Annotated in this window: 12 protein-coding genes; 10 read left to right on the forward strand and 2 right to left on the reverse strand. The window is 44.6% G+C overall.

Translation table 11 applies throughout. From position 1 onward, the window contains the following. Nucleotides 1-6 precede the first annotated feature (6 nt). From LZG73_RS12195 to LZG73_RS12240, 10 genes are all read left to right on the forward strand, one after another. On the forward strand, nucleotides 7-978 hold the full coding sequence (locus tag LZG73_RS12195) for a DUF2157 domain-containing protein (RefSeq protein ID WP_233849523.1): 972 nt from the start codon (nucleotides 7-9) through the stop codon (nucleotides 976-978). After that, entirely contained in the window at nucleotides 975-2,120 is a 1,146-nt protein-coding gene (locus tag LZG73_RS12200; RefSeq protein WP_233849525.1) for a hypothetical protein, read from the forward strand. Before LZG73_RS12195 ends, LZG73_RS12200 begins: the two co-directional genes overlap by 4 nt. 50 nt (nucleotides 2,121-2,170) lie before the next feature. Then, nucleotides 2,171-3,151 (forward strand): glycoside hydrolase family 43 protein, encoded by a 981-nt coding sequence (locus LZG73_RS12205; protein ID WP_233849527.1) that lies wholly within the window; start codon nucleotides 2,171-2,173, stop codon nucleotides 3,149-3,151. A gap of 85 nt (nucleotides 3,152-3,236) precedes the next feature. Continuing rightward, nucleotides 3,237-5,252, forward strand: a complete 2,016-nt coding sequence (locus tag LZG73_RS12210; protein WP_233849529.1) for a T9SS type A sorting domain-containing protein — start codon at nucleotides 3,237-3,239, stop codon at nucleotides 5,250-5,252. A 99-nt stretch (nucleotides 5,253-5,351) separates the two neighbouring features. Beyond that, the gene (locus LZG73_RS12215) at nucleotides 5,352-6,413 is read left to right on the forward strand and encodes an endonuclease/exonuclease/phosphatase family protein (protein ID WP_233849538.1); all 1,062 of its coding nucleotides are present in this window, start codon (nucleotides 5,352-5,354) and stop codon (nucleotides 6,411-6,413) included. 127 nt (nucleotides 6,414-6,540) lie between these two features. Further along, nucleotides 6,541-7,305, forward strand: a complete 765-nt coding sequence (locus tag LZG73_RS12220; protein WP_233849540.1) for an EcsC family protein — start codon at nucleotides 6,541-6,543, stop codon at nucleotides 7,303-7,305. Nucleotides 7,306-7,358: 53 nt separating this feature from the next. Further along, a complete protein-coding gene (locus tag LZG73_RS12225; protein ID WP_233849542.1) occupies nucleotides 7,359-8,147 on the forward strand; it encodes an ABC transporter permease in 789 nt (262 codons plus the stop codon). 1 nt (nucleotide 8,148) lies between these two features. Further along, complete coding sequence (locus tag LZG73_RS12230; RefSeq protein WP_233849551.1) at nucleotides 8,149-8,913, forward strand: ABC transporter ATP-binding protein; 765 nt, start codon at nucleotides 8,149-8,151, stop codon at nucleotides 8,911-8,913. A 95-nt stretch (nucleotides 8,914-9,008) separates the two neighbouring features. Further along, nucleotides 9,009-9,938 (forward strand): MlaD family protein, encoded by a 930-nt coding sequence (locus tag LZG73_RS12235; RefSeq protein WP_233849553.1) that lies wholly within the window; start codon nucleotides 9,009-9,011, stop codon nucleotides 9,936-9,938. A 71-nt stretch (nucleotides 9,939-10,009) separates the two neighbouring features. After that, on the forward strand, nucleotides 10,010-10,378 hold the full coding sequence (locus LZG73_RS12240) for an Hpt domain-containing protein (protein ID WP_233849555.1): 369 nt from the start codon (nucleotides 10,010-10,012) through the stop codon (nucleotides 10,376-10,378). Nucleotides 10,379-10,423: 45 nt separating this feature from the next. Here LZG73_RS12240 and LZG73_RS12245 read toward each other — a convergent pair whose 3' ends face one another. Then, complete coding sequence (locus LZG73_RS12245; protein WP_233849557.1) at nucleotides 10,424-11,596, reverse strand: glycosyltransferase family 2 protein; 1,173 nt, start codon at nucleotides 11,594-11,596, stop codon at nucleotides 10,424-10,426. Nucleotides 11,597-11,599: 3 nt separating this feature from the next. After that, nucleotides 11,600-12,517 carry a glycosyltransferase family 2 protein gene (locus tag LZG73_RS12250; protein WP_233849558.1) on the reverse strand — a complete coding sequence of 306 codons (918 nt, stop codon included), beginning with the start codon at nucleotides 12,515-12,517 and terminating at the stop codon, nucleotides 11,600-11,602. Between the last annotated feature and the right edge of the window lie 72 nt (nucleotides 12,518-12,589).

A 12,589-nucleotide genomic window follows, 5' to 3' on the forward strand; every position in this document is an offset into this window, starting at 1 on the left:
ACCGGAATGAACATTCAAACTATCCTCCAAGCATTTGTCAATAAATCCATTATTCCCGAAGAACAGGCCACATTTATTGCCAATTACGAACAGACCAAACCGTTTTCCCTGCATTGGGAAGTCCGTTCAATTTTATATGTGGGAATCGTTCTTTTCGGGTCGGGCTTAGGCGTCATCATTTATGAAAACATTGATACCATTGGCCATCAGGTCATCATTACTTTAATTGCCGCGCTGACCGCCTGGTGCTTTTTTTACACTTACAAGCACGCGCTTCCATACAGCAATGCGGAAGTCAAAAACCCCAAGAAGCTGGCCGATTACATTCTGCTGATGGGCTGCACTACTTTCCTGATCATGGAAGGTTATCTGCAATTCCAATATAACGTTTTTGGCACCCGCTACGGGCTGGCGATCATCATTCCCACAATCATTTTTTTCTTCTGCGCTTATCGCTTTGACCACCGCGGAGCCCTTTCAATGGCTGTCACAGGTCTCGCTTCCTGGCTCGGCCTCACGGTTGCCCCACTTGCCATCCTTTCCGAAAATGATTTTACAGAAGATAAATTGTTGGGCACAGCCGTTTTTCTAGGCTGTATGTTGTGCGCAGTTGGCTGGGCTTCTGTCAAGAAGGAAATCAAAGCTCACTTTTCTTTCACTTACATATTTATTGGAGGAAATCTGGCAATGATCGCTTGCCTGGCTGGCATGTTTGATGACAAGTCGCAGTTTGGTTACATTCTCGTTGGCTGCGCATTAGCCGCTTTTTTCATCCTGCGCGCCAGATCTGCACAGTCACTGGTTTTCTTGCTTATGGGCGTGGTCTATTCGTATGTCATTATCACTTACCTGATATTTTCAGCGCTTGGTGCCACCGACGCAGCCTCGTTTTTAGCCACATTCTATTTCCTATTCACCAGCATTGGCGTCATTTATTTTCTCCTCAACTTCAAAAAATTCCTGGGCATTAAAAAATGAAAAAGGCATATAACCAAACCTGGATTGATCATTTACACATTCAGCAGATCGCGGAAGCTTGGCGTGAGAAGAAGCTTTTAACCGAAGAGCAAGCTGCCAATGTTGAAAAAGCCTTTCCGCAGCAATTTTACAGACCAGGGATATTTGTCAAGATTGGTCTATTCATTTTTACATTGATTGCGTGTTCCTTCGCGTCAGGCTTGGTTTCACTTTTTCTGCTCGCCAGCGGCTCCGACGAAAGCATTTCAGCAGTAAGCCTTTTTTGCATGGCTGGCTTCGTTTTTTTCCTGGAATATCTCATCAAAACCAAGCGGCTTTATCATTCCGGCGTTGATAATGCGCTGCTTTATAGCGCAATGGCTGCTTCCGTAATTCCGTTCTTTTCACTTTTCGACAATCTGGATGTCTGGCAATATTGCATCATTTTGTTTGCGATTTCCCTTGTTGCCACCCTGCGTTACGCGGATTTGCTTACAGCCGCTGGTTCATTTGTTTTGTTAATGACCGTGCTTGCCAATATCATGATGAAATTCCCGCTCGGAAAAGCATTGTTGCCATTCGCAGTCATGATCCTTTCGGCGGCCATTTATTTGTATGTAAAAAAGAACAAAAGCATTTTCTATCACGATTGCCGTAAGCTCGTTGAAGTTTTGTCACTTGCGACATTTTATCTCGGCGGAAATTATTTGGTTGTGCGGGAAGGCAATGCTTTACTAAGCGATATTATGCTCCCATTTGCCCCGCAAATTCCTTTCGCTCCGTTGTTTTATTTTTTTACAATCGGCATTCCCGTCATTTACATTTTCTTCGGGCTTCGGAAAAAGGACAGGGTGCTCTTTATCATTGGCCTCCTCTCTTTTGCCTTTTCAATTTTCACTTACAGATATTATTTTGCCATTCTTACTGTGGCACAGGGACTTGCGGTTTCGGGAATGCTTATGATTACATTGGCCGTTTCGCTCATCAAATATTTGCACACGCCGAAACACGGCTTATCCGATGAGCAAGAAGGCAAGCGCAATTTGCCCAATTTGGAAGCAATCCTGGTCGCCCAGCATTTGGGTCAAACACCACAGGAAACAGGCAGTGTAGAGTTTGGCGGCGGGAATTTTGGTGGCGGAGGAGCGGGAGAAGCATATTAATTGAGCAAAAATTCAGATCTTAGCCCGGTTCAATTTCCCAAATCTTCGTAATGAAAAACCTCGTTTTATTTATCGCATTGCTCTTAACAACTTTAAGCGCAGCTGCACAGACCATTCAAAAAACTGCCGGCAATCCCGTTTTTCCCGGCTGGTATGCTGATCCGGAAGGGATCATTTTTAACAAAAAATTCTACATTTATCCCACATTTTCAGCGCCTTACGAGAAGCAAGTGTTTCTTGATGCCTTCTCGTCCGAAGATCTTTTAACTTGGAAAAAGCATCCCGCAATCTTGGACACGGCAGCCATTAAATGGGCTAAGCGCGCTGTCTGGGCGCCTTCGATCATTGAAAAAGACAAAAAATATTATCTCTTTTTCGGTGCCAATGACATTCAGAATGACAATGAAAAGGGCGGCATAGGCGTGGCGGTGTCTGACAGTCCGGAGGGACCTTTCAAAGATCATTTGGGAAAACCATTGATCGACAAGTTTCACAACGGGGCTCAGCCGATTGATCAGTTCGTTTTCAAAGACAAAGACGGTCAATATTATTTGTTTTACGGCGGCTGGCGCCATTGCAATGTTGCCAAGTTGAATAAGGATTTCACAGGTTTCATTCCCTTTGAGGACGGCAAAATCTTTCGCGAAATCACGCCAGAAAATTATGTAGAAGGCCCGTTCATGTTCATTAAAAATAGCAAATATTATTTTATGTGGTCCGAAGGCGGCTGGACAGGCCCCAATTATTCCGTTGCATATGCTGTGGCTGACTCCCCTTTTGGCCCATTCAAGCGCGTGGGAAAAATCTTGCAGCAAGATCCCAAAGTTGCAACCGGTGCAGGACACCATTCCATCATTCAAATTCCGGGCAAAGACCGTTGGTTCATCGTTTACCACAGACGTCCGCTGACCGAAACGGACGGCAATCACCGCGAGACTTGCATTGATGAAATGACCTTCAATGAAAAAGGTGAAATCAACCCAGTTAAAATTACCAAGGAAGGCGTTGGCCCGGTTACATTGGGCATTTAAAAACTTGAATGTGAAATAGTTCGCTGTTACATTCCACAGGCAACTGCTATATTTGCGGATCTTCTCTCATAAAAAGTAGTTGCCTGTGAAGTTTACAATTTTACGAAAAAGCGTAGCCAGTTCGTTTTTGATTCTCGCGCTAACGAGTTTTCAGAGTTACGCGCAAAGATTCAATTCCGTTGTTTTCAGCAAGCTGCCGCAAGATTTGCAGCTTTATCCCCGCAATGAGCAAAACGAAGCCGTCGTTCCCATTAGCGGCATTTTAGAAGTTGCCGGCTACGATTATATGTCCGTGCAAGTGCTGCGTAACAATGTTTTGCACCAATATTTAAAATCCCCTATCCAATATAACAGCAAGGGAATAGGCTCGTTTTCTGCCGAAGCGAAGATCAAAGCTGAGTTGGCTGATTATAGTTTCAAAGTCTATTTTCGCAATGCAACCGACTCCACGCTTGTCGTTGAGCGGCAGAATGTCGTGAGCGGAGACGTCTATGTGGTTTCCGGACAGTCCAATTCAACAGCATTCTTTGCAGAACCTGACACGAGCCGTTATTGCCGCACTTTTGGAAAAATAACGCAAAACCTCAACACAGACCCATACAATCCTGCCGACACATTATGGGCGTTTTCTAACCTGAAAATGTATGACAATGGCGTCGGAACGATGGGTTTTGCAATTCAGGAACAACTGGTTCAACAATCGGGCGTCCCTAATTGTCTGATCAATGCTGGCTTCCACTGGTCGTCGGCATCTGGGCACGCGCAACGGACCGAAAGCAATCCGGCTGACTTAAATAATGGTTATGGCAGAATGCTTTATCGTTTGCAAAAAGCAGGAATTGCTGGCGCGGTCAAAGCATACATTTTTCGGCAGGGCGAAACGGAGGCTTATCATGAAGGCGGCAACTGGCCTGGGAATTTCGATTTATTGCGCAAATATTTGAAAATGGATTTACCCAAATTGGAAAAAATCTATGTATTTCAAATCGACGTCATTTATTATCCTTCGCCCATTGGTGCGCTTGTAAGGGATTATCAGCGCCGGCTCCCGGACATTTATCCCGACCTCCGCTCGCTTGCGACGGTTGGCACGAAGGATTTTGATGGACTGCATTATGGCAGAGCTGGCTACGTTCAAAATGGCCTGGAAGTGTCCCGGCTGATCGCCCGCGATTTTTATGCGTTGAAGAACACAGCAAACATTGATTCACCAAATATCAAAAAGGTTTACTACAAAGATGCTGAGCGTAAGCAAGTTGTGCTCGTCTTCGACGAAGGGCAAGAGCTTATCTATCCCGAACCTTATCAGGCCAATAACAATGTTACGCTGGATCTCAAAGATTTCATTTACTTCAATGGGCAATCGGGGTCCGTTGCTTCGGGAAAGGCGGATGGAAATCGCATCATTTTGGAATTGAGAGCGCCGCAGAATGGTAATACATTGGATCTCATGCCCATGTTCACGCCGGTTGATGGACCGTTTTATCCGCTTGATGGTCCTTTTATTAAGAACAAGCTTGGCATGCGGGCCTTTACTTTTTTTGAAGTTCCTATTGGTCAAAGTCTGGCTGTGCCGAAGCTCACCGCGAAATTGGACGCAAGCGGAGCGGTTTCACTTTCGTGGGACCAGATTGCTGGCGCTTCTCAGTATGCTTTGGAAAAAAAGCTTTCGGACGAGAATGCTTATCGAACGATTGCAATGCTGGACAGCACCAAACTAACCTTCACGGACAAGGATAATTCAAAATCAGAAAAGCTGAGCTTTCGCCTGAGAGCGCTCAACCGGACTTCCGAATCAGCAGACTATAGTTATGCGGAAATTGAAATGCCGGTCATTACGGGTGTAGAAAAGGACGAAAAAGAAATGTTCACTGTCTTTCCAAATCCTGTTCAAAAGGGACAGACGCTGACCATTCAAATGAAGCAGCCGATGGCAGGCGCATTGTCGCTGATCAATTCAAGCGGAGAAACCATTGACACGAAGCAAGTGTCTCATCAGAAAGATGCTTCAATGCAAATTCCGCAAAGCGCTGCGGGTTATCATTTTATCAAATTGCAGTCCGGAGACAAATCGTGGTCTGTAAAAGTGCTTGTGAGGTGAAAGGCGTTTGAGTGCACATTGATGGGTTAACTATTTGTTTGTCGAAGATTAAAAACGATATTTAGCAAATTATTCGCTTTCAATATTGCTTCATTGCAAATGCTTTCTTTTAAATACGCACTGGAAATTTTCGGCGGGATCGTCGTACTTTTTTCTATCATTCCATTAATACGCAATGACTTCTGGGCATTCCGCGTTTTCGAATATCCACGTTTGCAGAAGCTCTTACTCAATCTGCTCATCCTCATTCTTTACGTTTCCTTCTATCGGATTAAGTCCAATTTTGACATTGCATTCACAGCCGTAATCGCTGCAAACGCCATTTATTTATGTTATCAGATTTACCCTTTTACAATTCTTGCAAAAAAGAGATTGTTGAAGGCCGACAAACTGGACAAAGAAAACAAGATCAGCATCATTTCTTCCAATGTTTTTCAGGATAATAAAAACACTGCGGGATGCATGCGGATGTTAAAAAAGCATGATCCGGATCTGATATTGCTCCTTGAAACCGATGCGTATTGGCATGAGGGAACGAAGGATTTGAAGCATGATTATCCGCATCAAGTCCTCATTCCCATCGACAACACTTATGGGATGTTGCTTTACTCGAAGCTTGAATTGATCGATTACGAAGTCCGCTATCTGGTGGATGATGAAATTCCTTCCATTAAAACAAAAGTGCGGCTCCCTTCTGGAAAATTGATCCAGCTTTACTGCGTGCACCCCACCCCACCCGTGCCCGGCGAAAACATGTATTCAACTGAGCGCGACAAAGAATTGCTGCTTGTTGCCAAAGAAGTGAAGTCCAATAAACTGCCTACGATCGTCGTCGGCGACTTGAATGACGTGGCCTGGTCTTACACGACAAATTTGTTTACCAAAATCAGCGGATTGCTCGATCCAAGACGCGGACGCGGCTTTTTCAACACATTTCATGCAAAATATCCCTTCCTGAGATTTCCCCTCGATCACGTTTTCTGCTCAACGGATTTCAAATTATTGGAGCTCAAAAGAATGGAAAATTTCTCATCCGACCACTTCCCTATTCTGATCACGCTGCAATATGAAGCGCTTGCTGATCTGGAACAAGAAGAGCCGCAAGCCGATCAGGAAGAGGTGGAACTGGCTGAGGAAAAGATTAATAAGGATACGGATTAGCGACATTTCTGTATTTAAAAGCAGAGCGCAATCGCGTTTAGAGATGTTTGGAATGATTTTTTTAGAGCAGCCACCAGGATCAAGCTTGTGATTCCCTTCTATCTTAACATTAATCGTTGGTTTGAGTATGCAATACCAGACATATGAGGAAAAAATTACGCCTGAATTGCATAAATGGCAGCAAAAGATGCAAAAACGGCCTAATCTGGTAGATAGGACTTCAAAGGCAGTTCAGGACAAGATCAATAATATAATTCCCGACAAGGTTCATGAGGTCATCACCGCGACCATTAAGCAGATGACCCGGGCGGTGTTAACCGGAGCAGAATTTACCACCGCATTGCCTGCTCCAAAAAATTCACTTGAAGAAATAGAAAGGGAAGTTCTCAAACGCATCAATTTTTATAAAACAGCAGGAGCAGCGGAAGGCGGCATTACAGGAGCGGGCGGTTTTTTGCTGGCACTGGCCGAGTTTCCGATCTTGATCGGCATTAAAATGAAGCTGTTGTTTGAGATTTCAGCATTGTATGGTCATTCGGCCGAAGATTACAGAGAAAGGCTTTTTATCCTGCACGTTTTTCAGCTGACATTTTCAAGTCAAAAACAGCGTCAGAAAGTATTTGAGCAGGTTATAAATTGGAAACAGAAAAGTCAGGAATTGCCGGAAGACATTCATCAGTTTGATTGGAAAACCTTTCAGCAGGAATACAGGGATTACATTGATCTGGCCAAAATGGCGCAGCTGATTCCTGGAATTGGCGCAGCAGTGGGCGTTATTGTCAATTATCGGCTGCTCAACCAGCTCGGAAAAACGGCCATGAACGCATATAGAATGCGCTGGTTTGAAGAGCGAACATTGCCAGCCGCAGGCACGCAACAACTGCTGCAATAACATTAAGTATACAAATAAGAGTTACCCCGTGATCCACTTTGCATAGAAATTGAATGAGCGATAATCAAAAGGAAAAAGTTTACACAAAAGGCCTGGATTCGGCTTTACTCGCGGTCTATAATGGTTACGTTTTCTTTCTGCGTTTTTTCCGGGAGGCTTTTCGCGGACGAATGGAACTGCAGGAACTGATTAAGCAATGTTATGCAATTGGAAACAAGTCATTGTTGCTGATCGGTTTGACAGGATTTATCACGGGAATGGTTTTTACCAAACAATCCCGTCCGTCGCTCGCTGAATTTGGCGCGGTTTCCTGGCTGCCTTCGCTGGTTGCCATTGCGATTGTGAGAGCACTCGCTGCGTTGGTGACTGCACTGATCAGTGCCGGTAAAGTCGGTTCGAGCATTGGTGCCGAGCTGGGTTCCATGCGCGTAACGGAGCAGATCGACGCCATGGAAGTTTCGGCTGTTAACCCTTTCAAATTTTTGGTGGTAACGCGCGTGCTCGCATCCACAATCACTATTCCCATTTTAATGTTCTATTGTACGGCCGTGGCGCTGCTGGGAGCCTATCTCAATGTTACGCTCAATGAAGGCACGAGTTTTATCTCCTTTTTTGAAAATGCATTTGAGCAGATCACATTCCTGGATGTGGGCACTTCGCTGGCAAAAGCCGTTGCATATGGATTTACGATTGGAATTGTGGGTTGTTATCAGGGTTACAATGCCAGCAAAGGAACGGAGGGCGTGGGAAAAGCTGCCAACTCTGCCGTTGTTATTTCGATGTTCCTCATCTTTATAGAAGAGGTGATCATCGTTCAGGTGTCGAATTATTTTAGAATATAGGATGGAACAAACAAACCAAACCGAAGAACCGGTTATTGAAATACGGGATCTCTACAAATCATTTGGTGATCTGCATGTGCTTCAAGGCGTGAATCTTCAGGTGGATAAAGGTGAAAATGTCGTTGTGCTGGGTCGCTCGGGAACGGGTAAGTCTGTCTTGATTAAGATCATTGTCGGCCTGCTGAGACAAGACAGCGGCATGTGCAATGTGCTCGGACGCGAAGTTTCTGAGCTTAATGAGAAAGAGCTTAACGACATTCGATTGAAAATCGGCTTTTCCTTTCAAAACAGTGCGCTTTACGACAGTATGACCGTGCGGGAAAATCTCGAATTTCCTTTGGTAAGAAATACAAAAAATCTGTCGAGAGCTGACATTAATGAACAGGTGGAATTTGTTTTGGACGCCGTGGGCCTGTTGCAAACCATTAATCAGGTGCCATCAGAATTATCGGGAGGGCAGAGAAAGCGGATCGGGATTGCGAGAACGCTGATTTTGAAACCGGAGATTATGCTTTACGATGAGCCAACCGCAGGACTTGACCCGATCACATGTTTGGAAATCAATCAGCTTATCAATGAGGTTAAGGAAAAATATCACACAAGCTCGATCATTATTACGCACGATTTGACGTGTGCAAGAGAAACAGGAGACCGGATCGCGATGCTTCTCGACGGCAAGTTCCTTAAACAAGGCACTTTCGAAGAAGTTTTCAACACCGACGAAGAGAGAATCAAAAGTTTTTACGATTATAATTTTATTCAATAATGGAAACATCAGCCAGAAAACGCTCCATCACAGTAGGACTTTTTGTTATAATAGGCTTAATTATATTCATAGTCGGCATACTCACGATCGGGAGTATGAAGAAAGTATTTTCATCTACAATTTCGGTAAAAACGATATTTGATGACGTGAACGGACTTAAAGTCGGCAACAATGTCTGGTATTCCGGGGTGAAAATCGGAACGGTGAAAACAATCCGTTTTCAGGGAAATTCAAAAGTGGAAGTAATCCTGCACATTGAAGAAAAATCGCAGGAATTTGTCCGCAAGAATGCAAAAGCGAAAGTGAGCACCGACGGATTGATCGGTAACAAGATCATTGTAATCTATGGCGGAACACAAAAAGTGCCTTCTATTGAAGACGGTGATGAGCTGGTTGTTGAGAAAATCGAAAGCACTGAGGAAATGCTTGCGGTTTTATCAGAAAACAATAAAAACCTGCTTGGCATTACAAGTGCATTTAAGACGATCAGTAAAAATATATTGGAGGGAAAAGGAACGGTTGGGATGCTTTTGAGCGACGACAGACTTTATAATGATGTGGACCAGACATTGGCCGCATTGAAAAAAGCCTCCGCAAATGCCCAAGTGATGACTGCATCTTTGTCAGGATTTACATCAAAGCTGAACCAACCGGGAGGCTTGGCGAACGACTTCGCGACAGACACGGTCATTATGCGCGACATCAGAGGAACCATTGGTCGTCTGAATGAGACAGTTGCGACGGCTAATGTGATGGTTGCCAACCTCAAATCAGCGAGTGAAGACCTGAACTCAAACAGAACCAGTCCATTAGGTGTGTTGCTGCATGACGAAGCGACGGCAACTAATTTGAAAGGGACCTTGCAAAACCTGGAAAGCAGCACTGAAAAACTGGACGAAAATATGGTGGCGCTAAGGTCAAATTTCCTTTTCCGCAGATATTTTAAAAAGAAAGATAAAGAACAGGCAAAACAGCCGGTTAAGGAAGAAGTAAAAGCAGAAACAAAAGACTCCGTAAGCCAATAAAATTCCATAGTTTTGTAAATTATACAACAACCGTTGACAGCTCACTTCTGAAACAGTTTTAAATTTACTTAATGGACCTACAACTAAACCCTGCACTGGATCTTAATTACATTGATCAGGTCTACGGAGACGACCCGGTAATTCTTTACATGATTTTCGATGCGTTTTTGAGTGATTCGGTCCCGCGCTGGCATTCGCTTCACACTGCATTGAAAACGAAGGACATGCAAGAAGCGGCGAGCATTGTCCACGGCTTGAAGCCTTCATTTACGATGGCTGGTTTAACCTGGATCCGCCCGAAAGTTGAAGTACTGGAAAAAGCGATTAAGGAGAAAGAATCGCCGGAGGCGCTTATGGAAATTTACCAGAGAATTTCTGCTGAGCTCAACGAATTGCTCCCCATTATAGAACAGGAGTCTGAGCGATTGAAGTTGATTTGAAATTATAGAGAATACAAGATATTATGAGCGTGTAGCAAAAATTTGCTACACGCTTTTCCGTTTTGATTTGTCCCACGCCGCACTTTGATTGCCTTTATAAAACCGGATAATGCCCGCAATGACTGCATAATTCATCACACAGAAATAATACGGAACAAACAATGCCTTCACCTTGATCTTCCTTGTTTCCAGCATCCATCCCAACCAGGCAGCGCCGTAAAAAGCGACCTGACAAAATAAAAGAAAGCCATACAAAGCGCCGCCCGAACGCGCTACAATTATGATGTTCAAGATAAAAGCCACGATCATTAAAAACGGCGTGACCGTCCAGCGCAGCACGCGGTGACTAATGTATTGAAACGAAAGCATTGGGAAATTCAGCGGATTCAGCAATTTTTTCAGCCTCAAAATGGATTGAATACCACCGGCTGCGATCCGCACTTTCCTTTTGAGCTCTTCCTTAATGTTTTCCGAGGACAGCTCAGAAGCATAGGCCTCCGGCTCGTAAATAATCCGGTAACCCTGCTGGGCAATGAGCATTGAAATCATAAAATCGTCCAGGATCGTGTCCGGCTCCACTTGCCTGTAAAGCGAGTGACGAACACTGAACAACTCACCCGCCGCGCCGACAACCGAATAAAGCTCCGAATCCCACTTTTTGAGTGTCGACTCATATTTCCAATAGAAACCCTCTCCTGCCGTCGCATCAGAAACTGCATCCTGCATGACGCGTTTTTCACCCGAAACTGCGCCCACTTTCGGATCGGCATAATGTCTTGCAATGAGCAGCAATGCATCCGGATTCAGGTAAGTGTTCGCATCTGTGAAGACAACCACTTCTGTATCAACCTCATGCATAGCCCTGTGCATAGCGAGAATCTTTCCGCTGCGCACGGGTGTGTGCAGTAATTTGATCTGCTTGTAAGCGCTGACGCGCTCAGGTGTGCGATCGGAGGAGCCGTCCGTAACAAAAATCAACTTCAACTTTCCCTCCGGATAAGAGAGCGCTAATGTGTTATGGATCTTTTCTTCAATGATGCTTTCTTCATTGTAAGCGGCAATGATCAAAGTCAGCGTGGGCATGTCCTGATCCAGCGAAGGAGCTCTCCTCTTTCCTTTGAAGAAGCGGCGAATCCGAACCAGGATATATAAGACAATGCCATAACCGAGAAATGTGTAAAAAACGACAAACAAACTGAGCCAGAAGAGTATTTCCATAAATTAACGGGTCAAAGGATAGCCCAGGTTATTGCTATCCGCCTTATTGGTAAAATGCCAGGATATTGCTTTTAGGAAGACAGGAATGAATTTGTATTCCTTGTTTTTAATGTAGAGAATCAAGTTGCGGGGAACCACTGTCACCAGGAAATAGCAGCAGAAAATGAAGAATTGCGAGGCCGAACCATTTTTACGGATGAATAAAATGCGGTTGCGGTTCATGAAAAATTCCTTCAAAGCAGAGCGCTTCCCCACTGCCACAGATTCTTTATGATAAATCAATGCAGAAAGATCCACGTGGATTTCATAACCTGCTTTTCTGATCCGTTCGCACCAGTCGAGCTCTTCATAATAGAGAAAGTAATTTTCGTCCATCAAGCCCGCTTTGTCAAGCGCTTCCTTCCTGATCATCATTGCAGCGCCGTGCGCATAACCCGTTATCCCGCTCAATGAGTCATATTGGCCATGGTCCTGCTCGAATTGCCCGATGCAGGCGTTGCGCGCTGTGTAATAATTCATCGGCGTGTAACCGGTGTATTGCAGCATGCCAGGCTGGTCAAAGTAGTGGATCTTAGGAGAAATCATCCCGATTTTTGGATTGGCTTCCATCTTATCCACCAGTTTCCCAATCAGCTCCGCGGTGACTTCGGTGTCGTTGTTGATGAGGAATAAATAGTCGCCTGTCGCATAAGCAATGCCGATATTATTGCCTCCCGCAAAACCGGTGTTCTGCTCCGACCGGATGAATTTGATGTCTGGATATTTTTCCTCCCAATCGGGCACCACATTGGGCTTGCTGCCATTGTCAACCACTATAATTTCCAGATCGGGATACACATTGACGTCGGCCAGTGATCTGAGCAAATCTTCCGTAATCTTGGGTTGGTTAAAATTGACTGTCACTATGGAAACACGCTTCATCTTGATATGTGCTGACCTGTCGGGTTTGGTCTGGAAATGAGGGAATAATTTTATTGAGTTGTAGAACTATTT

This window comes from Dyadobacter sp. CY326 (assembly GCF_021390515.1).
Lineage (GTDB): Bacteria > Bacteroidota > Bacteroidia > Cytophagales > Spirosomataceae > Dyadobacter.

Coding starts and splice junctions, on each gene's coding strand:
- LZG73_RS12200 (WP_233849525.1), top strand. CDS start 975: ATGAAAAAGGCATATAACCAAACCTGGATTGATCATTTACACATTCAG.
- LZG73_RS12220 (WP_233849540.1), top strand. CDS start 6,541: ATGCAATACCAGACATATGAGGAAAAAATTACGCCTGAATTGCATAAA.
- LZG73_RS12205 (WP_233849527.1), top strand. CDS start 2,171: ATGAAAAACCTCGTTTTATTTATCGCATTGCTCTTAACAACTTTAAGC.
- LZG73_RS12245 (WP_233849557.1), bottom strand. CDS start 11,596: ATGGAAATACTCTTCTGGCTCAGTTTGTTTGTCGTTTTTTACACATTT.
- LZG73_RS12195 (WP_233849523.1), top strand. CDS start 7: ATGAACATTCAAACTATCCTCCAAGCATTTGTCAATAAATCCATTATT.
- LZG73_RS12235 (WP_233849553.1), top strand. CDS start 9,009: ATGAAGAAAGTATTTTCATCTACAATTTCGGTAAAAACGATATTTGAT.
- LZG73_RS12215 (WP_233849538.1), top strand. CDS start 5,352: ATGCTTTCTTTTAAATACGCACTGGAAATTTTCGGCGGGATCGTCGTA.
- LZG73_RS12230 (WP_233849551.1), top strand. CDS start 8,149: ATGGAACAAACAAACCAAACCGAAGAACCGGTTATTGAAATACGGGAT.
- LZG73_RS12240 (WP_233849555.1), top strand. CDS start 10,010: ATGGACCTACAACTAAACCCTGCACTGGATCTTAATTACATTGATCAG.
- LZG73_RS12250 (WP_233849558.1), bottom strand. CDS start 12,517: ATGAAGCGTGTTTCCATAGTGACAGTCAATTTTAACCAACCCAAGATT.
- LZG73_RS12225 (WP_233849542.1), top strand. CDS start 7,359: ATGAGCGATAATCAAAAGGAAAAAGTTTACACAAAAGGCCTGGATTCG.